28 protein-coding genes are annotated in these 24,647 nt (G+C 67.4%); 15 read left to right on the forward strand and 13 right to left on the reverse strand.

Annotation, left to right across the window (positions count from 1 at the left end):
- Positions 1-39: 39 nt before the first annotated feature.
- On the reverse strand, positions 40-954 hold the full coding sequence (locus tag ACP696_RS18505) for a site-specific tyrosine recombinase XerD (protein ID WP_426014407.1): 915 nt from the start codon (positions 952-954) through the stop codon (positions 40-42).
- The gene (locus ACP696_RS18510; RefSeq protein WP_426014406.1) at positions 951-2,408 is read right to left on the reverse strand and encodes a hypothetical protein; all 1,458 of its coding nucleotides are present in this window, start codon (positions 2,406-2,408) and stop codon (positions 951-953) included. The genes ACP696_RS18505 and ACP696_RS18510 overlap by 4 nt, the downstream gene beginning before the upstream one ends.
- 120 nt (positions 2,409-2,528) lie before the next feature.
- On the opposite strand from ACP696_RS18510, the gene ACP696_RS18515 reads away from it, so the two are divergent.
- The 5 genes from ACP696_RS18515 to ACP696_RS18535 all read left to right on the forward strand — a co-directional run bounded on the left by ACP696_RS18515 (position 2,529) and on the right by ACP696_RS18535 (position 8,370).
- A complete protein-coding gene (locus ACP696_RS18515) occupies positions 2,529-3,110 on the forward strand; it encodes a shikimate kinase (protein ID WP_426014404.1) in 582 nt (193 codons plus the stop codon).
- Entirely contained in the window at positions 3,107-4,216 is a 1,110-nt protein-coding gene (aroB, locus tag ACP696_RS18520) for a 3-dehydroquinate synthase (RefSeq protein ID WP_426014402.1), read from the forward strand. The genes ACP696_RS18515 and aroB overlap by 4 nt, the downstream gene beginning before the upstream one ends.
- A gap of 75 nt (positions 4,217-4,291) precedes the next feature.
- Positions 4,292-6,085: a hypothetical protein gene (locus ACP696_RS18525; protein ID WP_426014400.1), complete on the forward strand. Its 1,794-nt coding sequence runs from the start codon at positions 4,292-4,294 to the stop codon at positions 6,083-6,085.
- A gap of 98 nt (positions 6,086-6,183) precedes the next feature.
- Positions 6,184-7,467, forward strand: a complete 1,284-nt coding sequence (locus tag ACP696_RS18530) for an HlyC/CorC family transporter (RefSeq protein WP_426014741.1) — start codon at positions 6,184-6,186, stop codon at positions 7,465-7,467.
- A 534-nt stretch (positions 7,468-8,001) separates the two neighbouring features.
- A complete protein-coding gene (locus ACP696_RS18535) occupies positions 8,002-8,370 on the forward strand; it encodes a response regulator (protein WP_426014398.1) in 369 nt (122 codons plus the stop codon).
- A gap of 96 nt (positions 8,371-8,466) precedes the next feature.
- On the opposite strand, the gene cdd is transcribed toward ACP696_RS18535, so the two are convergent.
- Together cdd and ACP696_RS18545 are read right to left on the reverse strand one after the other, a co-directional pair.
- Positions 8,467-8,883 (reverse strand): cytidine deaminase, encoded by a 417-nt coding sequence (gene cdd / locus ACP696_RS18540; RefSeq protein ID WP_426014396.1) that lies wholly within the window; start codon positions 8,881-8,883, stop codon positions 8,467-8,469.
- 90 nt (positions 8,884-8,973) lie between these two features.
- A complete protein-coding gene (locus ACP696_RS18545; RefSeq protein WP_426014393.1) occupies positions 8,974-9,246 on the reverse strand; it encodes a BolA family protein in 273 nt (90 codons plus the stop codon).
- Between the two features lie 60 nt (positions 9,247-9,306).
- On the opposite strand from ACP696_RS18545, the gene ACP696_RS18550 reads away from it, so the two are divergent.
- The gene (locus ACP696_RS18550) at positions 9,307-9,957 is read left to right on the forward strand and encodes a J domain-containing protein (protein ID WP_426014391.1); all 651 of its coding nucleotides are present in this window, start codon (positions 9,307-9,309) and stop codon (positions 9,955-9,957) included.
- A 50-nt stretch (positions 9,958-10,007) separates the two neighbouring features.
- Here the strand turns inward: ACP696_RS18550 and ACP696_RS18555 are convergent, their stop codons facing one another.
- Positions 10,008-10,763 (reverse strand): phosphatase PAP2 family protein, encoded by a 756-nt coding sequence (locus ACP696_RS18555; protein ID WP_426014389.1) that lies wholly within the window; start codon positions 10,761-10,763, stop codon positions 10,008-10,010.
- A gap of 189 nt (positions 10,764-10,952) precedes the next feature.
- Between ACP696_RS18555 and ACP696_RS18560 the strand changes: the two genes are divergently transcribed.
- Both ACP696_RS18560 and cobS read left to right on the forward strand, forming a co-directional pair.
- Positions 10,953-11,369: an RcnB family protein gene (locus ACP696_RS18560; protein WP_426014386.1), complete on the forward strand. Its 417-nt coding sequence runs from the start codon at positions 10,953-10,955 to the stop codon at positions 11,367-11,369.
- A gap of 125 nt (positions 11,370-11,494) precedes the next feature.
- Positions 11,495-12,502, forward strand: coding sequence for a cobaltochelatase subunit CobS (cobS, locus tag ACP696_RS18565; RefSeq protein WP_426014384.1), 1,008 nt, complete (start codon positions 11,495-11,497; stop codon positions 12,500-12,502).
- A 169-nt stretch (positions 12,503-12,671) separates the two neighbouring features.
- Here the strand turns inward: cobS and ACP696_RS18570 are convergent, their stop codons facing one another.
- Positions 12,672-13,529, reverse strand: a complete 858-nt coding sequence (locus tag ACP696_RS18570) for an MliC family protein (RefSeq protein ID WP_426014382.1) — start codon at positions 13,527-13,529, stop codon at positions 12,672-12,674.
- A gap of 146 nt (positions 13,530-13,675) precedes the next feature.
- Between ACP696_RS18570 and ACP696_RS18575 the strand changes: the two genes are divergently transcribed.
- Positions 13,676-13,924: a DUF2188 domain-containing protein gene (locus ACP696_RS18575; RefSeq protein ID WP_426014380.1), complete on the forward strand. Its 249-nt coding sequence runs from the start codon at positions 13,676-13,678 to the stop codon at positions 13,922-13,924.
- 144 nt (positions 13,925-14,068) lie between these two features.
- Here the strand turns inward: ACP696_RS18575 and ACP696_RS18580 are convergent, their stop codons facing one another.
- The gene (locus ACP696_RS18580) at positions 14,069-14,266 is read right to left on the reverse strand and encodes a hypothetical protein (RefSeq protein ID WP_426014379.1); all 198 of its coding nucleotides are present in this window, start codon (positions 14,264-14,266) and stop codon (positions 14,069-14,071) included.
- A 411-nt stretch (positions 14,267-14,677) separates the two neighbouring features.
- On the opposite strand from ACP696_RS18580, the gene ychF reads away from it, so the two are divergent.
- The 3 genes from ychF to ACP696_RS18595 all read left to right on the forward strand — a co-directional run bounded on the left by ychF (position 14,678) and on the right by ACP696_RS18595 (position 17,210).
- A complete protein-coding gene (ychF, locus tag ACP696_RS18585; protein WP_426014377.1) occupies positions 14,678-15,778 on the forward strand; it encodes a redox-regulated ATPase YchF in 1,101 nt (366 codons plus the stop codon).
- Between the two features lie 62 nt (positions 15,779-15,840).
- Positions 15,841-16,521 carry a dienelactone hydrolase family protein gene (locus tag ACP696_RS18590; protein ID WP_426014375.1) on the forward strand — a complete coding sequence of 227 codons (681 nt, stop codon included), beginning with the start codon at positions 15,841-15,843 and terminating at the stop codon, positions 16,519-16,521.
- A 2-nt stretch (positions 16,522-16,523) separates the two neighbouring features.
- On the forward strand, positions 16,524-17,210 hold the full coding sequence (locus ACP696_RS18595; RefSeq protein WP_426044152.1) for a dienelactone hydrolase family protein: 687 nt from the start codon (positions 16,524-16,526) through the stop codon (positions 17,208-17,210).
- Here ACP696_RS18595 and ACP696_RS18600 read toward each other — a convergent pair.
- Positions 17,207-17,782, reverse strand: coding sequence for a DUF1579 domain-containing protein (locus ACP696_RS18600; protein ID WP_426044153.1), 576 nt, complete (start codon positions 17,780-17,782; stop codon positions 17,207-17,209). The two genes, ACP696_RS18595 and ACP696_RS18600, sit on opposite strands and share 4 nt — an antisense overlap.
- Before the next feature lie 134 nt (positions 17,783-17,916).
- Here ACP696_RS18600 and ACP696_RS18605 point away from each other — a divergent pair, with 134 nt between their 5' ends.
- Positions 17,917-18,723, forward strand: coding sequence for a hypothetical protein (locus ACP696_RS18605; protein WP_426044154.1), 807 nt, complete (start codon positions 17,917-17,919; stop codon positions 18,721-18,723).
- Between the two features lie 24 nt (positions 18,724-18,747).
- Here the strand turns inward: ACP696_RS18605 and ACP696_RS18610 are convergent, their stop codons facing one another.
- The 3 genes from ACP696_RS18610 to petA are packed head-to-tail and all read right to left on the reverse strand — an operon-like array spanning position 18,748 to position 21,500.
- The gene (locus ACP696_RS18610; protein WP_426044155.1) at positions 18,748-19,617 is read right to left on the reverse strand and encodes a cytochrome c1; all 870 of its coding nucleotides are present in this window, start codon (positions 19,615-19,617) and stop codon (positions 18,748-18,750) included.
- 5 nt (positions 19,618-19,622) lie between these two features.
- Entirely contained in the window at positions 19,623-20,942 is a 1,320-nt protein-coding gene (locus tag ACP696_RS18615; protein ID WP_426044156.1) for a cytochrome b, read from the reverse strand.
- 6 nt (positions 20,943-20,948) lie between these two features.
- Positions 20,949-21,500: a ubiquinol-cytochrome c reductase iron-sulfur subunit gene (petA, locus tag ACP696_RS18620; RefSeq protein ID WP_426014365.1), complete on the reverse strand. Its 552-nt coding sequence runs from the start codon at positions 21,498-21,500 to the stop codon at positions 20,949-20,951.
- 203 nt (positions 21,501-21,703) lie between these two features.
- On the opposite strand from petA, the gene ACP696_RS18625 reads away from it, so the two are divergent.
- Both ACP696_RS18625 and hemF read left to right on the forward strand, forming a co-directional pair.
- The gene (locus ACP696_RS18625; RefSeq protein WP_426044157.1) at positions 21,704-22,165 is read left to right on the forward strand and encodes a tRNA (cytidine(34)-2'-O)-methyltransferase; all 462 of its coding nucleotides are present in this window, start codon (positions 21,704-21,706) and stop codon (positions 22,163-22,165) included.
- 178 nt (positions 22,166-22,343) lie between these two features.
- Positions 22,344-23,216, forward strand: coding sequence for an oxygen-dependent coproporphyrinogen oxidase (hemF, locus tag ACP696_RS18630; RefSeq protein ID WP_426044158.1), 873 nt, complete (start codon positions 22,344-22,346; stop codon positions 23,214-23,216).
- A 35-nt stretch (positions 23,217-23,251) separates the two neighbouring features.
- On the opposite strand, the gene ACP696_RS18635 is transcribed toward hemF, so the two are convergent.
- Both ACP696_RS18635 and ACP696_RS18640 read right to left on the reverse strand, forming a co-directional pair.
- The gene (locus tag ACP696_RS18635) at positions 23,252-23,899 is read right to left on the reverse strand and encodes an Isoquinoline 1-oxidoreductase subunit (RefSeq protein WP_426044159.1); all 648 of its coding nucleotides are present in this window, start codon (positions 23,897-23,899) and stop codon (positions 23,252-23,254) included.
- Between the two features lie 43 nt (positions 23,900-23,942).
- A complete protein-coding gene (locus tag ACP696_RS18640; RefSeq protein ID WP_426014358.1) occupies positions 23,943-24,647 on the reverse strand; it encodes a type 1 glutamine amidotransferase in 705 nt (234 codons plus the stop codon).

Below are 24,647 nucleotides of genomic sequence, written 5' to 3' on the forward strand. Positions count from 1 at the left end.
GGGCGCCCCTTCGGATCGAGGCGCGGGGCGTACCACGCCTCAGCCCTTTTTTGCCAGCGGATGCTTGCTCTTCACCACCGCCGCCAGATGATCCCCGGCCACGTGAGTGTAGATCTGGGTCGTGGCGATGTCGGCATGGCCTAGCAGGGTCTGGATCACCCGCAGGTCGGCGCCGCCTTCCAGCAGGTGCGTGGCGAAGGCATGGCGTAGGACGTGGGGGCTGACCGCTGCGCGATCGATGCCGGCGGCGATGGCGGCGTCCTCCAGCAGTTGCGACACCCGCCGCGCTGTCAGCTTGCCGCCCTTGCCGCGCGAGACGAACAGCCACGGGCTGTCCTTGACGCCTTTCGGAAGAAAGCCGGCCCGAACCTCCAGATAGGCCTTGACGGCCGCACGCGCGGCGTCGTTCAGCGGGGCCAGCCGCTCCTTGCCGCCCTTGCCCCTGACCATCAGGAAGGCGGGGTCCCGGGCCAGGGCCGCCAGGGGCAGGTTCAGCAGCTCGGAGATCCGCAGGCCCGAGGCGTAGAGCAGCTCGATCATGCAGGCCAGGCGCACACCCTGGGCGCCGTCCTTGGCGGCCGCCGCCGCGATCAGCCGCTCGACCGCGTCGCGCGACAGGACCCTGGGCAGCGGCCGTCCGGCCTTGGGGGCCTCGACCCGGCGAGAGGGATCGTCGTCCCGCCAGCCCTCACCCAGCACGAAGCGATAGAACTGGCGCAGGGCCGACCGGCGACGGGCGGCGGTGGCGGGGGAGAGGCCCCGCGCGCCCAGGTCGGCGAAATAGGCCTCGATCGCCTCGGCCGAGGCCCCGTCCAGGTCGCCGCGCGAGGCCAGGAACGCCCGCGCGTCGGCCAGGTCCTTCTCATAGGCGGTCAGGGTGTTACGGGCTGCGGCGCGCTCGACGGCCATCATCTCAAGGAACGCGTCGATCCAGCCGGCGGCGGATGCGCTCATTTTACCTGCAGCCCCAACAGCCCCTCCACCGCGAGGGCGCGGGCGTCGGCGTCCAGCCCGGCCTGGGCCAGGGCGCGGACCAGGCGAGCGCGATCCACCGGACCAGGACCGCTCGCGCCAGCGTCAGCCGACACCGATAGCGCCAGCAGCGCCGTCTCGCCCTGGCGATGAGCGGCGGCGGCGGCGTCCAACACCGTCAGCCGGGCGGCCGAGGCGGCGGACTTGCCGGGATCGAAGGTCGCGAACCGGGCGCGGGCCTCGGGCCCCATCGTCCCGCCCAAGGCGGCAAGGATCAGGGCGGCGGGCTGGGCAGCCGACTTGGCGCCCGCCTGGGCGCCGCGCTCCACCAGACCATCAAGGATCTGGGCGTTGGGCTTGCCGGCCGCCGCCGACAGGGCGGCGTCGAGCAGGGCCAGGTCGGTGGCGGTGGCGCCAGGGATCTGGTCCTGGGTCAGCCTGCCACGGATCGACTGGGCGGTGGCGAGATCTCCCGCCGCCAGGGCCGCCTTGGCGAACAGCACCGGGTCCTCCAGCGGCGCGTCGGCGCGCGCCAGGGCTGCGATCAAGGCGGTCGATGCCTTGGCGGCGTCGATGAACGCCGGCAAGCCCTTGGCCTGGCGCAGCGAGGCCACGTCGGCGGTCTGGGCGGCGGTCAGGTCGCCGCCGCTTGCCAAGGCGGCCATATCGCCTGACGGCTTGAGCACGGGTTTCAGGGCCGGCGAGGCCGTCGCGGCGGCAGCTTGCAAATCCAGGCCCAGCTTGCGCGACAGGGCGTAATTTATGCCGTTGCGCAAATTGGCCGCCCCCGCCGGCGAACCGCTCAGCAGGGCGTTCATCAGCCGCATGTAGTCGGCGTCCTGGGTCTGGCCAGCGGCCAGGTTGAGCGTCAGTTGCGCCGCGTCGGTCTGGCCGGCCAGGGCCTGGCAGAAGGCCCGCAGCCGCAGCCAATAGGGATTGCTCCTGTCGACGCCCAGCGCCTCGCCGACGCCGCAGGCCTTGGCGTCGGCCCCGGTGATCAGCGCCGCCTCGGCCGCCGCCATCGACAGCGCTGAGTTGCCGGCCACGCCGGGGGCGCGGTCGAGAACAGCGCCGGCCCCAGCCGCATCCCCCAGGGCGATCAGGGCCATGGCGCGAGCCGCGCCCATGTCCGGCTCGCTCCCGACCTCGGCCGGACCGTTGGCGCCGGTGGCCAGCACGCGATGCGCCAGAGCCGCGCTGGCCGGCGACAGCGGCTTGGCGGCCAGCTTGGGCAGCACCTCGCGGGCGATGCCCGGCGCGGTGTCCTTCCAGAGGTCGGCCGATAGCCCGGTGTCGCCCGCCGGGGTCGAGAACAGGTCCGGCGGCGCCAGGGTCTGGACCTGGACCTGGGCCCAGGCGGCCCCGAAGGCCGATGTCGAAAACAGCGTGGCCAGAGCCAGCGCCGAGACGGTCGTAAGTCGCTTGGAAGAAGCCATGGGCCAAGTATGCCGCAGGTTGACGTCTGGTGAAACTTCTAGCCCTCGCGGCGAGCTTGGGCGCGCGCTTGTCCCAAGCCTTGGCGGAGCGGCCCGGCCTCGTGTAAACCGGCAGGAGGCATGACCGACCAACCCGCCCCTTCCCGCGCCCATCTGCGCCACAAGACCATCGTTCTGGTCGGACTGATGGGCGTGGGCAAGTCCAGCGTCGGTCGCCGGCTGGCCACGGCGCTGGAGCTGCCGTTCCGCGACGCAGACACCGAGGTCGAGGCGGCCGCAGGTCGCACGATCCCCGAGATCTTCGCCGAGATGGGCGAAGGCGCCTTCCGCGACGGCGAGCGGCGGGTGATCGCCCGACTGTTGGACGAGCCGCCGCACGTGCTGGCTACTGGCGGTGGGGCTTTCGCCAACGCCGAGACCCGCGCCCTGATCAAGGACAAGGCCGTCGCCGTCTGGCTGAAGGCCGACCTCGAGCTGCTGGCGCGCCGCATCGGCCGCAAGGAAGGCCGCCCGCTGCTCAAGAACCGCGACCCGCTGATGGTGTTGCGCGAGCAAGCCCACGCCCGCTACCCCGCCTATGGCGAGGCCCACCTGACGGTCGAGCCCGGCGACACCGCCCACGGCGTGGCGGTCGAGGCGGTGTTGCGGGCGCTCGACGTCCATCTGGCCCCGACCTCATCTTCTGAAAGTGAAATCCAGTGATCCGTAGCATTCCAGTAGGCCTGGGCGCGCGCGCCTATGATGTGGTCGTGGGAACCGGACTGATCGACAAGGCCGGCCAGCACATCGCCCCCCTGCTGAAACGTCCTCGCGTGGCCATTGTCAGCGACACCATTGTCGGCGAGCACCATGGCGAGCGCCTGGCCGCTTCGCTCGAGCACGCCGGCATCGCCACCGACGTGATCCTGGTGCCACCCGGCGAGGAGACCAAGAGCTTCGAGGGCCTGGCCGACCTGACCGATCGGCTGCTGGCGCTGGGCCTGGAGCGCGGCGACATGGTCATCGCATTCGGCGGAGGGGTGGTTGGCGACCTGACGGGCTTCGCGGCGGCGATCTACAAGCGCGGCATCGACTTCATCCAGATTCCCACCACCCTGCTGGCTCAAGTGGATTCGTCCGTCGGCGGAAAGACCGCCATCGACACCCCGCGCGGCAAGAACCTGATCGGCGCCTTCCACCAGCCGCGCCTGGTGCTGGCCGACCTCGACATCCTGGCCACCCTGCCCGCCCGCGAGATGGCCTGCGGCTATGCCGAGATCATCAAGTACGGCCTGCTGGGCGATTTCGCGTTCTTCGAGTGGCTCGAAGCTAACGTCAAGGCCGTGCTCGAGCGCGACACCGCCGCCCTGGTCAAGGCCGTGGGCCGCTCGGTCGAGATGAAGGCCGAGATCGTCGCCGAGGACGAGAAGGAGGCCGGTCGCCGCGCCCTGCTCAACCTCGGCCACACCTTCGGCCACGCGGTCGAGGCCGAGATGGGCTTTGGCGACGCGCTCAAGCACGGCGAGGCCGTGGGCCTGGGCATGGCGCAGGCTTTCCGGTTCTCGGTCCGCCAGGGCCTGTGCTCCACCCAGGACGCCGTCCGCGCGGAGGCGGCGATCAAGGCGGCGGGCCTGCCGACCCGGCTGGCCGACATCCGCCCCGCGCCGTTCGACGCCGACGCCCTGGTCGCCCACTGCGGCCAGGACAAGAAGGCGCAGGGCGGGACGCTCACCTTCGTGCTGGTCCGCGCGATCGGCGACGCGTTCGTGGCCAAGGACGTGGATCGTGAGGCGCTGCGGGCCTTCCTCGTGGAGGAAGGCTCGGTTTAGGCGTTCGCCGCGCTATCGCGCATGGACTCCCCAAAATCTCTCCTCGATACTCGCCTAAAAGTTTTGAGGTGGGTCATGAAAACATTCACGTGCATTGTCGCTTCCATGGTTCTGGCCTGTAGCGCCCTGCCCGCCTGGGCGGCCGAACCCAAGTACGAAGTCGCCTTCGCCAGCTTCGCGCCGATCAACAGCGACATCTTCCTCGCCGACGCGGACGGTAGCCATGCGCGGCCGTTCCTGCCCGACGCGGAACTGGACTCCAACGCCAGCTTTTCGCCCGATGGAAAGTGGGTGCTCTTCACGTCGCGGCGGGCTGGGACCTCGGACATCTACCGCTCCCATCTCGATGGCTCGGGACTGGAACCTCTGGTGGCTTCGCCCGCCTATGACGACCAGGCCGCTCTTTCGCCCGACGGCCGTTCGCTGGCCTTCGTTTCGAGCCGTGGCGGCCAGGCCGACATCTGGATCCTGGACCTGGCCAGCAAGGCAGTGCGCAACCTGACCCACAACCCGGCGGGCGACTTTCGCCCGTCCTGGTCGCCGGACGGGCAGTGGCTGGCCTTCTCCTCGGATCGCGAGTCCAGCCATCCCCGCTCGCCCAAGGGTGACTTCTCGATCCGCCACTCGACCGAGATCTATGTCGTAAAGGCCGACGGCTCGAGCCTGCGCCGCATCACCCAGGACGGCCAGTTCGGCGGCAGCCCCTCATGGTCGCCCGATGGCGCGAAGCTGGCCTTCTACGCGACCACGATCGAAGAGGTGCGCAACATCACCAGTCCCATGCGTTTGCGAGGGATCAGCCAGATCGAGGTGATCGACGTCGAGACCGGCGCGCGCCAAGCGCTGACCTCGGGACCGGGCGAGAAATGGTCGCCGCATTGGCTGTCGTCCGGCAAGGTCGGCTACGTGACCGGCGGTCCCGAAGGCGGCGTTGAGACGATCAGCGGGCCCTCTGGCGCCCGGGGCGAGTTCAACAGCCCCAGCTGGTCGGCGGACGGCCGCCATATGCTCTTTCACCGCGAGGTGGACAAGACCTGGCCGCCGGATCGCCGCTGGATCTCCCTGGATCCAAGGTTCGCCCTCAAACGCGTCGGCGTCTTCCCGTCCTATTCCCCCTCCGGCGATCGCCGGGTCAGCAACGACAAGACTGCGGGCATCCTGCACAACAGCATCCTAATGATGCGGGCCGACGGATCCCAGGCCTCCGTCCTGTTCAGCGATCCCCAAAAGAGCGCGCTGGCTCCCAGCTGGTCGCGCCAAGGCGACCGGATCGCGTTCGGCCTCGGCCAGTTCTTCCAAGGCCTCCAAGGACCGGCCCGGGCCGACATCGCCGTTATCGACACCAAGGGCGGCGGCCTCAGGATGTTGACCCAGGGCGGCGGCAATTTCGGTTTCCCCGACTGGTCCCCCGATGGCCTCCACCTCGTCTATCGCCAGGCGGGCGCGGTCCGGGCGCTCGATATCCTCGATCTGGACACCGGCGCGTCCCGTGTGCTGCTGAGCGGGCCCGCGCACTACAATTTTCCCACATGGTCGCCGACCGGCGGCGTCATCGCCTTCACCGCCGACATCGACGGCGACTACGAGATATATTCCATCCGCCCCGATGGCTCGGACCTGAAGCGCCTCACGCGTTCGCCTGGCAACGACGCCCACAGCGCCTGGTCGCCCGATGGCCAGTGGATCGCCTTCGCCAGCGGCCGGGGCGGATTCAAGGACGAAGCGCTGCTTCACCCGGCCAACCCGCAGCCCTATGGCGAAATCTTCGTCATGCGCGCCGATGGCTCGCAAGCCCACGCCCTTGCCGACGAACCCTATGAGAAGGGCTCTCCGAACTGGGCGCCTGTCGGACCGCCCTCCGGACGCTGAGGCGCCGGTCAGCGGCGAGACCTTTCGAGCGCGTTGGTGGCCTATTTCCACCAGCCTACTTCCCGCTTTGCGCGGAGGAAGCGTAGGAAGGCGGCATGATCCTCACCGCCATACTCGGCCTCGCGCCGATCATCGTCGTCCTGTTGGCGATCTCAGCCCTGTTTTCGGCCGCCGAGACGTCGCTGACCGCCGCCTCGCGAGCTCGCATGCACCAGTTGGAGCGGGAGGGGGATCGTCCGGCCAAGCGGGTCAACAGGCTGCTGGCCGATCAGGAGACGATGATCGGGGCGGTGCTGCTGGGCAACAATCTGATCAACATCCTGGCCTCGGCCCTGACCACCCAGGTGCTGACCGCCGCGATCCCCGGACCCTGGGGCGTGGCGGCGGCGACCGGGGCGATGACGGTTCTGGTGCTGGTGTTCGCCGAGGTGCTGCCCAAGACCCTGGCGATCCTGAAGTCCGACGACGTGGCGCGCTTCCTGTCGGGGCCCACCCTGCTGATGGTGCGGCTGTTTGGCCCGATCATCTACGCCATCCAGTGGATCGTGCGGCGGACGCTGCGGCTGTTCGGCGTCAAGCTGACCATGGAGGTCGACGTGCTGGCCGCCCACGAGGAGATTCGCGGCGCGGTCGAGTACCACCACTCCGAGGGCGGCGTGGAGAGCGGCGACCGGCGGATGCTGGGCGGGGTGCTGGACCTGTCGGACATGGACGTCTCGGAGATCATGGTCCACCGCAAGTCGATCACCCTGATTGACGCCGACCTGCCGATCCGCGAGTTGGTGGCCGAGGCCTTGGAGGCCCAGCACACCCGCATCCCGCTCTATCGCGACAACGCCGACAACATCGTCGGCGTGCTGCACGCCCGCGACCTGCTGCGCGCCATGGCCGCCGCCAATGGCGACATCGACGCCATCGACGTGGCCACGATCCAGCGCGAGCCGTGGTTCATCCCCGACACGACGAACCTGAAGGACCAGCTCAACGCCTTCCTCAAGCGCCGAAGCCATTTCGCGCTGGTGGTCGACGAGTACGGCGCCCTCCAGGGCCTGGTGACCCTGGAGGACATCCTCGAGGAGATCGTCGGCGAGATCGAGGACGAGCATGACACCAAGGTCGAGGGTCTTCGTCCTCAGGCGGACGGTTCGGTGCATGTCGATGGCCACGTGACGGTGCGCGACCTCAACCGGGCCATGGATTGGCGGCTACCGGAAGGCGACGCCGTGACCATCGCCGGCCTGGTGATCCACGAGGCCCAAACCATTCCCGAACCGGGGCAGATCTTCATCTTCCATCATCACCGCTTCCAGGTGCTGCGCCGTCAGCGTAACCAGGTCACCGGCCTGCGGATCAGCGGTCGCTTGGAAGACGCGGTGCGCTAAAGTGATGTCGCGGTCTTGACCCACTGCCTCTCCTGATCGGCAGCAATGCTTCGATGGGAAGCAACTCCCGCCGGGCCATAAGTCGGATGCCATACCTAAATAATTGATTTCCTGAGCAGTTCCCGAATAATCTGTTTGAACTCACGCCCTTCGCGGGCGCAGGATTACTCCAGCAAGGAACTTTCACCTTGGCGATGTGTCACCGGCGCGCTGGGTGTATTGCGCAGGGCGTGACGGGGGTTAGACAGCTTGGCCAAGGCGATGGGCCATGTCCGAGGGGGCGGGATCGAGGACACAGGTGACCTGGCCCTGAAGATCCAAGATCGCCGTTTGCTGACCCTGACCCAAACCGGACGCTGCGGCCCCGCACCCCTCTGCCGCCGCGCCCCTCTGCCGCCGCGCTGCGGTCGCGCCGTCCGATGGCGGCAAAGCGGCATCGCGCGCGAACTGTCCGCTGAAATCAACCTGGCCTATGATAGCCTTGACGTCATAAGCACCACGATATTGCCGATCCGTGCTCTGGAGCCTTGAAAAATGAAGACCCTCGCCGCCCTTAGAGTCTTGGTGGTCGAAGACGAGGCTCTGGTCTCCATGCTTGTGGAGGACATGCTGAGCGACCTTGGCTGCGTGGTCGTCGGCCCCGCCGCCGAACTCGAAGAAGCCTTGCGCCTGGCAGCCAGCGCCGACATCGACGCCGCCCTGCTGGACGTCAATCTGGGCGGCCGCCCGATCTTCCCGGTCGCCGACGCCCTGAAGGAACGCGGCGTGCCGTTCGCCTTCGCCAGCGGTTATGGCGAGGCGGGCCTCTCGGAGGACCACAGGGGCGCCACCGTGCTGCAAAAGCCGTTCCGCGAAGCCGACCTGCGCCGCGTGCTCGAAGGCCTGGCTGCCCAGGTGGTCTAGCCTAGGTGGACTAGAGCATTTTTCTTCACGCGAACCGGAACCACTTCGCTCGAAAAATGCTCTAGTCCGTAGTCCGAGACGACAATTTCGTAGGACCTAATCCAGATCGCGAGGCCCGAACGAATCGGGCAACAGGCTCCAGAACGGCGTCCGGCGCGTGGTCCGGCCGTCCTGCACCGAGACGATCTCGCACGCCTCGGTCGCGAATTCGGCGATGCGCTGACGGCAGGCCCCGCAGGGCTGGACCACGGCGTTTGAGCCAGCGGCGATCAGCACCGTGGCGATCCCGCGCCCGCCGGCCGTGACCATCGCCCCGATCGCCGCCTGCTCGGCGCAGGTGCCCGAGGGATAGGCGGCGTTCTCGACATTGACCCCAAGATGGGCGACCCCGTCCGCGTCGATCACCGCTGCGGCGACCGTGAAGTTCGAGTATCGGGCATAGGCCTTTCCCAGCAAAGCCGGCAGGCTCGCCGCCAGGTCATCCTCGGAAATGGGAATTTCGCGCGCGCTCATGCCAAGAATCTGCCTCTCCGGCAGGCCGCGCCGGGCGGAGAGGCAATCAGTCGCGGGGCTGTCGCGCAAGCCTGTTCTCGCGGGCAGGCGTCAGGCCTCTCCGGGCGCCCTGGCGACAATCGAAAGGGCGTGGACGGGCCCTGCCAATTCGTCGGCCAGGGCCTGGTGAATCAGCCGCTGGCGGATCACGCGGCCCTTGCCGGCAAAGGCTTCCGCCTCGATCACGAGGTTGAAATGGCTCTCCCCGCCTTCCCGGTGGCCGGCGTGACCGTGGTGGCGATCGCTATCGTCCACCACTTCCAGCCGCGTGGGGGCGAAAGCGGTGGTCAATTTCGCGGCGATGGTGTCTGCGACGGCGCCCATGAGCGTCTTCCTTGCATGTCAATCCTTGAACAGAAATAGCTCCGGCTTACTCTAGGCGCCATGAGCGCCGAGTTTGAATATCGCCCCAAGTTTTTTGACATCCGTGTCCGCCCGCCGAAAACGGCCGAGGAGAAGGCGCGGGAGAACGACGTCTTCGCCCTGAAACCGGGCGAAGTGCGTTGCGATCACCCCGAGTGCAGCCTGGCCGCCACCTCCAAGGCGCCCAAGTCGCGCGACATGCCGGGCGCCTATTATAATTTCTGCCTCAAGCATGCGGCCGAATACAACAAGAATTGGAACTTCTACGCCGGCATGAGCGAGGGGCAGATTCGCTCGCAGCAGGAGCTGGAGAAGATGACCGGCGGCCGACCGACCTGGTCGATGAAGGCCGACCGGGGCTCGCGCGAGGCCGCCGCCGCCGCCGCCCGCGACGCCCGCCACATCGCCGACCCCTTCGGCCTGTTCCGCGCCGAGAAGCGCAAGGCCGAGTCCGCCACCGTCAGCCGTAACCTTGGCAAGCTGGAACGCCAGGCCCTGGCTGACCTCGACCTGGAGGCCGGCGCCGACGGCCCGGCCATCCGCGCCGCCTACAAGGACCTCCTCAAGCGCTGCCACCCCGACATGAACGGCGGCGACCGCAGCGCCGAGCACAAGCTCCAACGGGTGATCAAGGCTTACAAGACCCTGCAGAAATCGGGGATGACGGGGTAAGGCAAGGCGTCTTCCCCGGAGGCCTTCGCCCAGGCTGGTCCGGCCTGAGGTCAGGAAATCGGCTCGCCCCGCTCCAGCGACCCATCCAGCCGCCGACCCACCCGCCGCTCCCAGGCCCAGGCCGCCAGCCAGCAGGTCATGGCCCAGGCCGCGCCCATGCTCCAGCCGGCCAGAACGTCGCTGGTCCAGTGGACGCCCAGATAGATCCGCGAGGCGCCCACCAGCAGGCTGACCAGCACTGCGGAGCCGATCGCCATCACCTTGACCCGACGCCTGGTCGAAAACCGCGCCGCCAGGGTGCCCAAGGTCAGGAACACCACGGCCGACAGCATGGCGTGGCCGGACGGATAGCTGGGATTGGAGGCCTCCACCGCGCGGTAGACTAGGTCCGGCCGCTCGCGCAGGAAGGCATATTTCAGCGCCTGGCTAATCTCGACCCCGCCGACCGCGCCCGTCAGCAGCACCAGCGCAGCGCTCCAGCGGCGCAGGCTGAGCAGCAGGCTCAGCGCCAGCAGCACGAACAGGCCCAGCACCGTCACCGACCCCAGGGCGGTGATGTCGGCGGCGGCGATATGCAGCCACTTGGGTCCGATCAGGATGTGGGGATCGCCAGCCCGCAAGGCCTGGAGCACGCGCAGGTCGAACACCCGCGTGTCGCCCTCGCCGACCTCTTCGGACAGGCGCAGCGCCGCCAGCATGCCCCCGGCCAGCACCAGCAGGGCCAGCACGACGCCCAATTCGCCCTTGGCGGCCTCGATCAGCCGGGCAAGGCTTCGGTGCGGTCGAAGGTCGGACAAGCGCTGCATCGGGAATCTCATGGGCAAGGGAACGCTCCAAACTCGAATCGGCGCCAGCCGAACCCGGCCAAGCCAACATGAACTAATCCTGACTAGCGCCGTTCATCCCAGGTCCAAATCACCTTCGCTAGCGTCGAAGCTGCGAAGACGAGGTTCGGCGGTGTCGGACCGACACACACTCCAGGAAAGGACCTCACCATGAAGCGTCTGATCATTTCTACCCTGGCCGCCACCCTGCTGGCCGGCACGGCCCTGTCGGGGACAGCCATGGCCGCCGGCCAGCAACGTTACGACGACCATCGCTACGAGCAACGTCACGATGACCGTCACGATAGCCGCTACGACCGTCGCGATGACCGTCGCGATGACCGTCGCGACGAACGTCACGCCTATCGCGAGGGTCGCAAGGACGGCCGCCACGACGCCCGCCGCTGGCAGCGCGGCCAGCGCCTGGACGCCCGCTACCGCGATAACCGCTACTATGTGAGCGACTATCGCCGTCATGGCCTGCGCGCCCCGCCCCGCGGCTATCGCTGGCAGCAGGTGAACGACCGCTTCCTGCTGACGGCCGTCGCCACCGGCCTGATCGCCTCGGTGATCATCGCCAACCACTAAGACCCTCGCGGGTGCGAGCCGAGCACCCCGGATGGCCCCCGCCATCCGGGGTGCTTGCTTTTTTTTGGGCTCTGAAACCGCCTCGCCCCTTCCCCTCCCCCACGTCAAGGCGGTATCGGAAACGCATGCCCGATCTGACCGACGCCCACGCCGCCGATCCCCTGATCACCCTGGCCCCCGACAAGTGGGTCACGCTGCGCGACGCGTTCGGCGTCGACAGCGACATGAAGGTCCCGTACTTCAGCCACAAGGACAGCCACGTCCCGGAGATCGACGCCGCCTACCGGTTCGATCCTCAGACGACCAAGGCCGTCTGCGCGGGCTTCGCCCATGATCGCCGGGTGATGGTCCAGGGCTATCACGGCACCGGCAAGAGCACCCACATCGAGCAGATCGCCGCCCGGCTGAACTGGCCGCTGGTGCGGGTCAATCTCGACAGCCACGTCTCGCGCATCGATCTGGTCGGCAAGGACGCCATCGTCCTGAAGGAAGGCAAGCAGATCACCGAGTTCCGTGAGGGAATTCTGCCCTGGGCCTTGCAGCGCCCGATCGCCTTGGTGTTCGACGAATATGACGCTGGTCGCCCGGATGTAATGTTCGTCATTCAGCGCGTGCTGGAGGCCGGCGGCAAGCTGACCCTGCTCGACCAGAACCGGGTCATCCGCGCCAACCCTTATTTCCGGCTGTTTGCCACGACCAACACTATCGGTCTGGGCGACACCACGGGGCTCTATCACGGCACCCAGCAGATCAACCAGGGCCAGATGGACCGCTGGAGCATCGTCACGACGCTCAACTATCTCGACCACGACGTCGAGGCCGGCATCGTTCTGGCCAAGAACCCCTCCTATGACAATCCGGACGGCAAGCGCACCCTGGCCGCCATGGTCCGCGTCGCCGACATGACCCGCAACGCCTTCATGAACGGCGACATCAGCACGGTCATGAGCCCCCGCACCGTCATCACCTGGGCCCAGAACGCCGACATCTTCGACCGCGACATCGGCCTGGCGTTCCGCCTGACCTTCCTCAACAAGTGCGATGAGCTGGAGCGCCCGACCGTGGCCGAGTTCTTCCAGCGGGCGTTCGGGACGGACCTCCCGGAGAGCGCGGCGCGGGTGAAGGTGGCGTGATCTTCTTCTCCCCTTGCGGGAGAAGGTGGCCCGCGCAGCGGGTCGGATGAGGGGTTGAAGACCAGAACCGCCGCGATCAGCCGAAAGGCCGGTCGCGGCGGTTCCGTTCGAGAGGCCCCCCATCCGTCGGCCCTTGGCCGCCACCTTCTCCCACGAGGGGAGAAGGATTTTACTTCACCCCAGCCGGCAGCAGCGAGGCCGCGCAGTATTTGAAGCGCTGCTCGCCGGCCTTGCGGCGCAGGACGAAGTTCAGGTTGTTCTCGATCACGATCGTCTGGCGTTCGCTCGTGCGCTTGGCGGGGCCTGACCCGGCGTCGAGACACGACTGATCCACCTCATAGGCCTTGCCGCGATGTGACAGCACCTTGGCCCGGCAGGCGCGCGTATGAGCCCCGCTGAGGCCCACACCGTCATAGCGGCGCAGAGCGGCGTTGGGCGGTGAGCCGCACGAGGCGCCGGACGCCACGAAGATCCCGTGCTTGAGCGGCAGCACGCCGCCCAGGTCACGCGACGGCCCGATCAGCGACTCTGCGAGCGGCGTAGGCGCGTGCGTCACCACCGGAACCGGCGCGGGCGGGCTCACGGCGGCGATCGGCGCCGGCTCCGTCACCGCCACAGGCGGCTGAGCCGGCGGAGCGGTGACGGCCGGCGGCGGAACGACCGCGCAGTTGACACTGACCGCTGAGGCCAGGTCCTCGCCCATCGCCAGGGGCGCCACGGCGCCGCGCGCCAACCCTTGCGTCCACCACTGCAGGCTGTCGCCGACATAGCGCGCGCCACTGGCCGCGCGGGCGCTCTTCAGGATGCGCGAGCGGCCCTGATATTCGACCAGGGCCGTGTCGCGGTCGGGATAGCTGGCCCGCAACGTCTGGCCGTTGTCGCATTGATAGACCAGCACCTCGGCCCCGACCCCGCGGGTCGCCTCGGGCGCGGACCGGGCGGTCGTCGGCTCGGTCTTCGGCGAACAGGCCGCCACGGCGAGCAGGCCGGTCAGCAGCAGGGCGGCGCGCGCGGGAACAGGGATCATGGGAACTCCAGAGCTAGGCTGTAGCTTTCTAAACGCGGCGCAAAGGTGAAGGTTCGGAACCCGTCGCAAGACGCCGTCCCGGAACCGTGCTCTCCTTCCCGCCGTTCCCCTGCCCCTAATCCCGCCCCAGACCACGGAGTCCGCCCATGACCGACATCACCTACACCATCGTCGAACACGACGGCGGCTGGGCCTACAAGTTGGGCGACGTGTTCTCCGAGACCTTCCCGACCCACGAGGCGGCCCTGAAAACCGCCCAACGCGTGGCCAGTGAACAACAACTCACCGACGAGAACGATACGGGCATCGTCTACGAGGACGCCAAGGGGCAGTGGCACGAGGAACTGTCGGCCGGCGACGACCGCCCGACCACCCACGTCGTCGACAAGGGTTAGAGCATTTCCCGACCTGACTGCGTCAGGCCGTGAGCTCTAATCTTCTGTTTTGACGCATTTTTCTTCGCGCGAACCGGAACCACTTCGTTCGAAAAATGCTCTGGGTTGAGAGCGCTAGCCGGATGGCGCGGTCGCGTCATCCGGCTAGCGCGCCACCACGGCCACGCAGACGCTGTCAGCCCAGACCTCGACCTTGTCGCAGCTGCGATGATCGGCCAACAGCCGTTGGGCGTGGCGGGTCATCTCGTCGGAGTCTGCCATGACCTTCAGGTCAAGGAAAGACGCCCGCCCATCGAGACTGGAAGCGACATAGGTGTAGGTGGAAGCTAGGCCCTGACTCATCGGATACCCGGGCCGGGTCGCTCGCCCGGAATGGCGGTGAAGCGGTGAAAAGTATGTAATCACTAAAATCGGCCCGCGTCATGTTTCGACCAAATAATTTGCTCGGCGTTTTATTATGTCGGAATTTCGACAGAACTTTTTAAGACGCTCAAGCTACCTCTGCGGCGTCTTCTTCCGCCGGCGCCAAATCATCACACGCCCGCCGACATACAGAGTAACACTCGCAAGCCTTGTGTTCGAGACCGGCGCGCTCGCCCACCTCGAACTGGGCGCGTCTTGGACCAGCAAGAGACACCCCCTTGCCCCGACCTGACCGCTTCGCGGGGCCAAGTGGATGGAGCCTCACGCACCGAAGGGGACTTCCCCGCCGATCCGTGCTAAGCGCGCGCCAACGAAATTCACGAGAGATCCATGGCCCTTAAAGTCGCCATCGTCGGCCTGCCCAATGTCGGCAAGTCCACCCTGTTCAACGCCTTGACGCAAACCGCCCAGGCCCAGGCCGCCAACTATCCGTTCTGCACGATCGAGCCCAACACCGGCGAAGTGGCGGTGCCGGAGCCGCGCCTGGACGCCTTGGCCAAGATCGCCGGCTCCAAGGAGATCATCCCGGCCCGGATCACCTTCGTCGATATCGCCGGCCTGGTGCGCGGCGCGAGCAAGGGCGAAGGCCTGGGCAACCAGTTCCTGGCCAATATCCGCGACTGCGACGCCGTGGCCTTCGTCGCCCGCTGCTTCGAGGACGGCGACATCGTCCACGTGGAGGGCCGCATCGACCCGCTCAGCGATCTCGAGATCGTCGAGATGGAGCTGATGCTGGCCGACCTGGAGAGCCTGGAAAAGCGCGTTCCCGCCCTGGAGAAGCGCGCCAAGGTCGGCGCCGACAAGGAAAGCGCCAACACCCTGCGTCTGGCGACCATCGCCCTGGACCTGCTGCGGGCCGGCCGGCCGGCTCGCGCCGCCACGATCGACGAGGACGACCAGAAGGCCTGGCACATGCTGCAACTGCTGACCGCCCTGCCGGCCCTCTATGTCTGCAATGTCGATGAAGGTAGCGCCGACAAGGGCAATGGCTATTCCGACCTGGTGGCCACCCGCGCCGCCCAGGACAACGCCAAGTCGGTGGTGATCTCGGCCCAGATCGAAAGCGAGATCGCCCTGCTCGACGCCGATGAACGCGCCGAGTTCCTGGAGACCCTGGGCCTGGAAGAACCCGGCCTGAACCGGCTGATCCGCGAGGCCTACACCCTGCTGGACCTGCAGACCTATTTCACGGTCGGCCCCAAGGAAGCCCGCGCCTGGACCATCCATGTGGGCGATACCGGCCCCCAGGCGGCCGGCGTCATCCACACCGACTTCGAGAAGGGCTACATTCGCGCCGAGACCATCGCCTACGAGGACTTCGTCGCCTTGGGCGGCGAAAACGGCGCCAAGGAGGCCGGCAAGATGAAGGCCGAGGGCAAGGACTACATCGTCAAGGACGGCGACGTGATGCACTTCCGGTTCAACGTCTAGAACCACCAGCGGCCGGGCTCACATCCGGCCGTTTCCGTATCAACCCTTCGCTTGAGCGTCCCATGACCGACACCGTCACCTTCACCTCAGCTCTCGACGGCTTCGCCTTCACCGCCGCCCAGGCCGCGCCGCAGGGGCCGCGCAAGGGCGGGATCGTAGTGATCCAGGAGATCTTCGGCTTGGACGAATATGTGCTGGCCGACGTGGCGCGCTGGTCGGCCTTGGGCTTCGAAGTGCTCGCGCCGTCGATCTTCGACCGCGCGGAACCCGGTTACGTTGCCGAGCATGAGCCGGCGGCCTTCCCGATCGGGATCGGCCACGTCCAGTCCATCGGCCTGGAGAAGATGCTGTCGGACATCCAGGCTTGTATCGACGACCTGGCCCCGCGCGGCCCGGTCTTCGCGGTCGGCTATTGCCTGGGTGGCTCGCTGGTCTGGCTGGCGGCGAGCAAGCTGACGGGCCTGGCCGCAGGGTCGAGCTATTACGGCAGCATGGTCGCGGCCAACGCCGCCCTACCCCTGACTTGCCCGGTGATCGTCCACCTGGGCCGCAAGGACGGCCATATCCCCGCCGACGCCGTCAAGGCGGCGGTTGAAGACGCCCATCCCGACGTGCCCATCTACATCTACGAGAACAGCGGCCACGGCTTCAACAACGACGGCCGACCCGACGCCGACCTCGACGACGCCCAGATGGCCCGGGCGCGAACCCTGGCCCTCTTCCAGGCCCACGGCGCGGCCTGAGCATGGCCGGCGGGCGCATCAGCCTGGTGACGGCCAGCGGAGAGCCCTTCGCCGCCTATCACGCTCCGCCCGGCGACGCGCGGCGCGGGGGGTTGGTGATCCTGCACGCCATCTGGGGTGTCACGCCTCATATCCGCGAGCTGTCCGACGGCCTGGCCGACCAGGGCTATGAGGTCATCGCGCCTTGCCTGCTCGACGGCCCCGAAATCCCCTTCCCCGTCGCCGATCTTGACCCACAAGCTCTCGAGGCCCGCATGGCGATGGGCGAGGCCAGCGGTTGGGGCGCTGCGGCCCTGCCTCGCGTGCAGGCGGCGATCGACACTCTCTCAGCGGCTGGCCCGGTCTTCGCCCTGGGCTTCTGCTACGGCGGCACGACCGCCTGGCTCGCGGCTAGCCGCTGCCAGGGGCTGAAAGCGGTCGCGTGCTTCTACGGCGGCGACATTATCGCCTATGTCGATGAGACGCCGAGGGTCCCAACCATCCTGCATTTCGGCAAGACCGACGCGCTGATCCCGCTGGCCGACGTCGCTTCGATCGAGGCCGCCCATCCCGACCTGCCGGTCTGGCTGTACGACGCCGGTCACGCCTTCGTCGCCCCGAGCGGCCACCATGCCGACGGCGCCAAGCTGGCCATGCTCCGGACGTTGCAGCTGTTCCAGCGGGCCGGTGGAGCGAAAGGCGAGGCCTAGCTCGGCTCGATCGCCCCGGCCGATGGCCATGCGCTGTCGCCGATACGCTTCAGGGTCATCTCGAAGAACGGCGTCGGCGGCTGGCCCTCGACCACGCGTTCACCAACCTCGTGCCAGACGCCGTTCTGGGCGGTGATCGTATAGCGCAGGGTCGCCGGCCCGGCAGGGATAGTCCAGACTGCGCCAGTCGGCGTCAGGGTCATGGGGAAGTCGCCGGCCTGGCCCATGGCGTAGGAGCGCATGCTGTAGCCCTTGGCGGGATCATAGGAGATCACGCCGAACGCGTTGAAGCCGGTCGTGCCGTCGGCGTTGTAGCCACGGCCCTCGACCACGTGCAACACGCCGTCCAGCAACGGACCGCTGCGTTCGGTCTGGGTGAGCTCGATCTTGCGACCGCCCGCGCCGGTGGCGACCGCCGGACCGCGCCAGACGCCGTCCATCCAGGCCAGGGCCTTCATGGCGGCCTTTTGCTCGGCGATCCGAGCGGCGGGATCGGGCGGGGTCTGGGCTTGGCCGACACCGGCGCAGGTCGTCAGGATCACGATCGGGATCAGGGCGGAAAACAGACGCACGATGGCCTCCTAGGCTTGGAATGACGAACTTGCAGATAACTCTGCATCACAGAGCTTTCTATGTCCATAGTCACATTAGGGAAGCCGAGACGTCACCTGTCGCCGGACGACAAAAGCTTGGCTAGGATCGGGTCATGCGCCACCCGATCCCCGTGCTGGTCCTGAGTCTGTTGGCGGCGAGCAGCGGTCGCGCCGTCGCCGGGACAACGGCCTGTTGGTTCGAAAACGGCGCCGTGGTCGCCCCCGCCGCGATCGGCGGGGTCAGCGGCGATTTCGTCATCGACCTGTCGGCGCCCCGCACCCTGCTGCACGAGACCGCCGCCCAGACGGCGGGCTTTTCCGACACCGCCCTGAGCCTTCCGGTGAGCGTCGCTGGCCAGCGTACCGCAGCGACGGCTGTGACAGTGCGCGACCTCGACTACCGCAGCGTCGGCTTTTCCACCCCGATCACCGGTGTCATCGGGGCCGACGTTCTTGACCGTTACCTGATGATCCTGGACTTCGCCCCGTGCCGATTGCAGCTGCGGTCGCGCGACGCCCCGCCGCGCCCCGCCGGCCGCGGGTTGAAGGTGACGATGGTCGGCGGGACCCCGACGGTGCTGGCGGCGGCCTCCGACGGCCTGCGCGGCGTCTCTGGCCCGTTCGCCCTGGACACCGCCTCGGCCGGCGGCGTGCGGGCCCGAGGCGCGGCCGACGCGCCCCGGCAGAAGCCTGCGGGGACGCTGCGCGGACTGTCGCTGGACGGCGTGCTGCGCCAGAACGTTCCAGCCGTGGTGGCGGGCGAGCTTCCCGATGGCGTGGTCGGCGCCATCGGCGCGACGGTGCTGTCGGCCTATCGCCTGATCTTCGATCCCAAGGCGTCGCGCCTTTGGCTTACCCCGGCGCTTGCCGCGCCCCAGACCATCCAAGAAAAAGGGCCCGGCGTTTCCGCCGGGCCCTGAATTCCTCGAAAGCCTTGGTCGCGGTCAGTGCGACTCGTTCTTCCAGACCTTACGGTAGCTGGCATAGAGCAGGCCCGAGAACAGCAGCAGATAGATCATCACCGCAAAGCCGGTCTGCTTGCGCTCGTCCAGCTTGGGCTCGGCGGCCCACATCAGGAAGGCCGAGACGTCCTTGGCTTCCTGGTCGAGGGTGGCCGGGGCGCCGTCGTCGAAGGTGACCTGGTTGGCCTTCAGCGGCGGGGCCATGGCGATGAAGCCGCCCGGCGGCACATGCTCGTGGCTGCCCGACCAATAGGAGGTCAGGTCGCCCGCCATGTACTTGTTGTAGTGCTGGTTGTCGCCGACCTTCAGGCCGGCCGGCGGCGCCGCATAGCCGGTCAGGATCGAATAGATGTGGTTGGGGCCTTCTTCACGAGCCTTGGCCAGCAGCGACATGTCCGGCGGCAGCGCGCCGCCGTTGCTGGCGCGGGCCGCGGCCTCGTTGGCGAAGGGCGAGACGAAGTGGTCGGCCGGGGTGGCCGGACGCTTGATCGCATCGCCGGTCTCGGAGTCGATGTCGGCGACCTCGTACTCCTTGGCGATCGCCTTGACCTTGGGGTTGTCGTTCGAGGTCTTGCCGTGTTTGGCCGAGTATTTCTCGTCGTAGAACGGGCCGCCCTTGTCGCCGAGGTTACGGAAGCTGACCAGGCTCATCGCGTGGCAGGCCGAGCAGACCTCGCGATACACCTTGTAGCCGCGTTGCAGCTGGGCCTGGTCGAACTTGCCCAGCGGGCCGTCGAAGGACCACTTGACCTCCTTGGCCGGCAGCGCGTGACCGCTGGCCAGGGCGGGGCCCGCGAGGCCGGCCGTCAGGAGACCCGCGACCGCTGCGATGGCGGAAAGTTTGCGCAGCATCGAAGTCAGCCCTTCATTTCAGGCGCGGCGGTCGCTGCGGCCGGAATAGTGGCCGGATGCGACAGGGCGGGGGAGGCGATGGAATCCGGCACCGGCAAGGTCTTTTCGAACAAGCCGAGCAGGGGGAGGATCGCCAGGAAGAAAGCGAAATAATAGAACGCCGCCAGACGCGACAGCCAGACAAAGCTGTTCAGGTCGGCGTCCACCAGGTTGAATGTCGTCAGGCCCGGGATGACCGGCTCCGACGGCAGCTTGGCGCCGCAGAGGCCCAGGATGCAGCACGCCACCACGAAGATGAAGAAGTGGATCCTGGCGGTCGGCCGGTAGCGCATCGAGCGCACCTTGGAGGTGTCCAGCCAGGGCAGGGCGAACAGACAGGCGATGGCGCCGAACATGGCCAGCACGCCGAACAGCTTGTCGGGAACGGCGCGCAGGATCGCGTAGAACGGCAGGAAATACCATTCCGGAACGATGTGGGCGGGCGTCACCAGCGGGTTGGCCGGGATGTAGTTGTCGGCGTGTCCCAGGGCGTTGGGCATGTAGAAGACGAAGAAGGCGAAGAGGAGCAGGAACAGGCTCATCGCGAAGCCGTCCTTCACCGTCGCGTACGGCGTGAAGGGCAGGACATCGGCCTCCGACTTGGGATCGACGCCGGTCGGGTTGTTCTGGCCCACCACGTGCAAGGCCCAGACGTGCAGGATCACCACGCCGGCGATCATGAAGGGCAGCAGGTAGTGCAGCGAGAAGAAGCGGTTCAGGGTCGGGCTGTCGACGGCGAAACCGCCCCACAGCCAGGTGGTGATCGCTGGACCGACCAGCGGCAGGGCGCCGAACAGGTTGGTGATCACGACGGCGCCGTGGAAGCTCATCTGGCCCCAGGGCAGCACGTAGCCCATGAAGGCCGTGGCCATCATCAGCAGATAGATCACGCAGCCCAGGATCCACAGCACTTCGCGGGGGGCTTTGTACGACCCGTAATAGAGGCCGCGCAGCATGTGGATATAGACGGCGATGAAGAACATCGACGCCCCGTTGGCGTGCATGTAGCGGATCAGCCAGCCGTAGTTCACGTCGCGCATGATGTGCTCGACGGAGGCGAAGGCGTGGTCCGCGCCGGGGTTGTAGTGCATCGCCAGGATGATGCCGCTGATCAACTGGGACGCCAGGCACAGCGAGAGAATGCCGCCGAACGTGTACCAGTAGTTGAGGTTTCGCGGCGTTGGGTAGTCGACGAAGCTGTCGTAGCCCAGGCGCACGATCGGCAGACGGGCGTCGAGCCAGCGCTCGATACCGGTCTTGGGTTCGTAGGTCGAATGTCCGCTCATCGTCTCTTAGCCGATCTTGACCTTGGTGTCGGATAGGAAGGTGTAGTCCGGAACCGCGAGGTTCTTCGGAGCAGGACCCTGACGGATGCGACCCGATGTGTCGTACACCGAGCCGTGGCACGGGCAGAACCAGCCGCCGTAAGCGCCGCCGCCGAAGGTTGGAACGCAACCCAGGTGGGTGCAGCTGCCGATCAGGACCAGCCAGTTGGCCTTCCCGGGCTTGACCCGGTCGGCGTCGGTCTGGGGGTCCTTCAACGACGCATGGTCGTCCTTGACCGCCGCGGCGATCTCGGCCGCCGTGCGGTTACGGACGAACAGGGGCTTGCCCCGCCACTTCACCGTCACCTGCTGACCGACCGCGACCTTGCTCAGATCGAATTCGATCGAAGCCAGGGCCAGGGTGTCGGCCGACGGGTTCATCTGGTCGATGAACGGTATAGCGAGCGAGGCCGCGCCGCCGGCGGCGACCGCGATCGTCGCGATGTAAATGAAATCCCGGCGGCTGGGGTCTTCCCCATGCGCCGGATCAGTCTTTGCGCCCACGGCGGTGTCGGCCACCCAAGTCACCCTTCGATGCCGCCGCGCCGCCAAAACGGCCCGGCCTGGAGAAACGCCTGTCGGCGCGTACTATCTAGACCCGCGAACGGGTCTTCGCCACAAATGGCGAAAGCGGATCGTCCTATCGGACGCGCGGACGAAGTCCGCAAGCCCTTTCGATTCGCCGCAAATGTCCCTGCTAGCTCTATGGTGGTTCGCTTAGAATGCGGCTCGCGCTTTTTCAACCCGGCATTCCTCAGAACGTCGGCGCGGCGATCAGATTGGGCGCCTGCCTCGGCGTGGGCCTGGACGTCATCGAACCGTGCAGTTTCCCGTTGGACGACAAGAGCTTGAGGCGCGCGGCCCTCGACTATGGTCCGCTGACCCACATGATGCGTCACGCATCGTGGGCGGTTTTCATGGCTGCGTCGGAACGTCGCAAGGGCCGGCTGCTGCTATTCACGACGAAGGCGACCGCGCCCTTCCACAAGTTCACCTTTCAGGCAGGCGACACCCTGTTGTTTGGCAATGAGAGCCACGGCGCGCCGCCGGAGGTGCATGACGCGGCCTTTGCGCGGCTGACGATTCCCTTGCGGCCCGAGGCCAGGTCGATGAACCTGGCGACGGCGGCGGCCATGGCCCTGGGCGAGGCGCTGCGGCAGACCGCCGGGTTCGCGGGGGACTAGGGCATTTCCCGACCTGACTGCGTCAGGCCGTGAGCTCAGATCTTTTGTTTTGACGCATTTTTCTTCACGCGAACCGGAACCACTTCGCTCGAAAAATTCTCTAGCGGCCGGCTAGGCACAAGCCCTTATGCGGGCCGCCGGATTTGCGCGGGCCGGCGGAAACCCTTAAGCCGCCGCCATGACCGACACACTCGACCTCGACCGCAAGAAAGCCACGGCCCGCGCCTGGTTCGAAAGCCTGCGCGACCAGATCTGCGCCGCGTTCGAGCGGCTCGAGGACGAGGCCCCCGCCGGCTTCTATCCCGGCGACGCCGGCCGCTTCTTCCGCAAGCCGTGGGACCGCGAGGCCGGCGGCGGTGGGGTGATGTCGATGATGCACGGCCGATTGTTCGAGAAGGTCGGGGTGCATGTCTCGACAGTGCACGGCGTTTTCACCCCGGAAATGGCGAAAAACATGCCCGGCGCCGAGGAGGACCCACGCTTCTTCGCCACCGGCGTCAGCCTGATCGCCCACATGCGCAGCCCGCGCGTGCCGGCCGTCCACATGAACACCCGCTTCATCGCCACCAGCAAAAGCTGGTTCGGCGGCGGCGGCGACCTGACGCCCCTGCTCGGCTACCAACGGCAACAGGACTTTCCCGACGCCATCGACTTCCACGCCGCCTATCAGCGCGCCTGCGACGCCCACGACCCGACCTGGCACGCCAAGTACAAGGCCTGGTGCGACGAATACTTCTTTCTGCCCCACCGCAACGAACCGCGCGGGATCGGCGGCATCTTCTACGACCACCACGACAGCGGCGACTGGTCCAAGGACTTCGCCTTCACCCAGGACGTCGGCAAGGCGTTCCTGGGGATCTATCCTGAGCTGGTCCGCCGCCGGATGGGCGAGGCCTGGACGGCGCAGGAGCGCGAGCAGCAACTGGTGCAGCGCGGCCGCTATGTGGAGTTCAACCTGCTCTACGACCGGGGCACGATGTTCGGACTAAAGACCGGCGGCAATGTGGAGTCGATCCTCAGCTCCATGCCGCCCGAGGTGAAGTGGCCGTGACAGGGTCCTTCTCCCCTTGCGGGAGAAGGGTCAGGTCACGCCGCCGGGCACTTCGCCCCGGTACCGATCCAGGCCTGCACCAGTTCGCCGAACCTCGCCTGCGTGCCCGGCGCCGGAACCCGGCCCGCGCCTGGGTTCCAGGCCCAGCCGACCAGGTGGTCGTTGGCCATGTGGTCGTGCAGTTGCGCCAAGCCCCGGCCGCCATTGCGCGACGGGTCCCTGATCTGGGCGCAGATCGCGCCGAGCGACTTGCCCTGCCAGGCCATCTCGACAGGCGCCAGGGCCCATTTCGGATCGCCGGGGATCGACTTGACGTCCTGGCCCCAGGTCGGAACGTTGGCGGGACCGTGGCACGCGCTGCAGGGCATGCCGACCGGGCCGTGGCCCGCCTGACCGGCGACCATGGGCGGATTGTGCGGATGCCGGTCATCGCCCTGGGTTGGGGCGCGCTGGACCGGGTGGCAGTTCATGCAGCGCGGGCTGTTGATCACCTTGCCGGCCTCGGAGAACAGCGCGACCGAACGGGCGGCGGGATCCTGGATCGACACGAACTCGGCGGGGCTCTTTAGGGTCTCGGCCGGGAGCGGCGTCGGCGTAGCGGGCGCGGCGGCCCACACCGTGGAGAGCAGGGCGCCGCCGGTCAGGGCGCAACCAACAACGAGCAGGGCTGTGACGGCGCGCATGATCTGATCTCCCCCGTTTCGTCGGGAACGGTCAAGCTAAGGCTTAGGTTGCCTGCGACAGGAAAGATTCGATCCAGTCGGCCATCCGTGTGCGGTCGTTATAGCCTTGCAAGGACGCGATCGCCGCGTCGGCCTCGGCGTCGGTATAGCGGCTGCCGCGACGGGCCTCGATCAGGGCGATGGCATAGGCCGGGTCGAACTCTGGGTGAAACTGCATCGAGATAGCGGGACGATCGTCATAGACCAAAATCCCGGCCGGGGTGAAGGCGCTGCCAGCTACGACGCGGGCCGTCGGCGGGATCTCGACCACCTGATCCTGATGCGACGCCGACACGGCGACGCGGGCCAGGTCCCGTTCCAAGTCCATCCAGGGCAAGGCCTCGGTCACCTCGTAGGCGTGCAGGCCGACGCCCCAGCCCTTGTCCGACTTCACGACCCTGCCACCGAACGCCTCGGCCATGATCTGGTGGCCGAAACACACCCCGACCAGCGGCCGGGCCTGGGCCTTGATCAGGAAAGCCTTCAGCGGCGCGATCCAGGGCAGATCGTCATAGACCCCGGCCGCTGAACCGGTGACGATATAGGCGTCGCACTCATCCGGATCGGCCGGCAGTTCACCGGCCTGGACATCGTAGGTGACGTAGTCGTGGCCAGGACCCAGCAGGTCCTGGAACATGCCGCCATAGCGCCCGAACTCAGGCTGCAGCGCCTCGGGCGGTTCGCCGGTTTCGAGCAGGCCGATCTTCAT

The organism is Caulobacter sp. DWR3-1-2 (genome assembly GCF_049896225.1).
GTDB lineage: Bacteria > Pseudomonadota > Alphaproteobacteria > Caulobacterales > Caulobacteraceae > Caulobacter.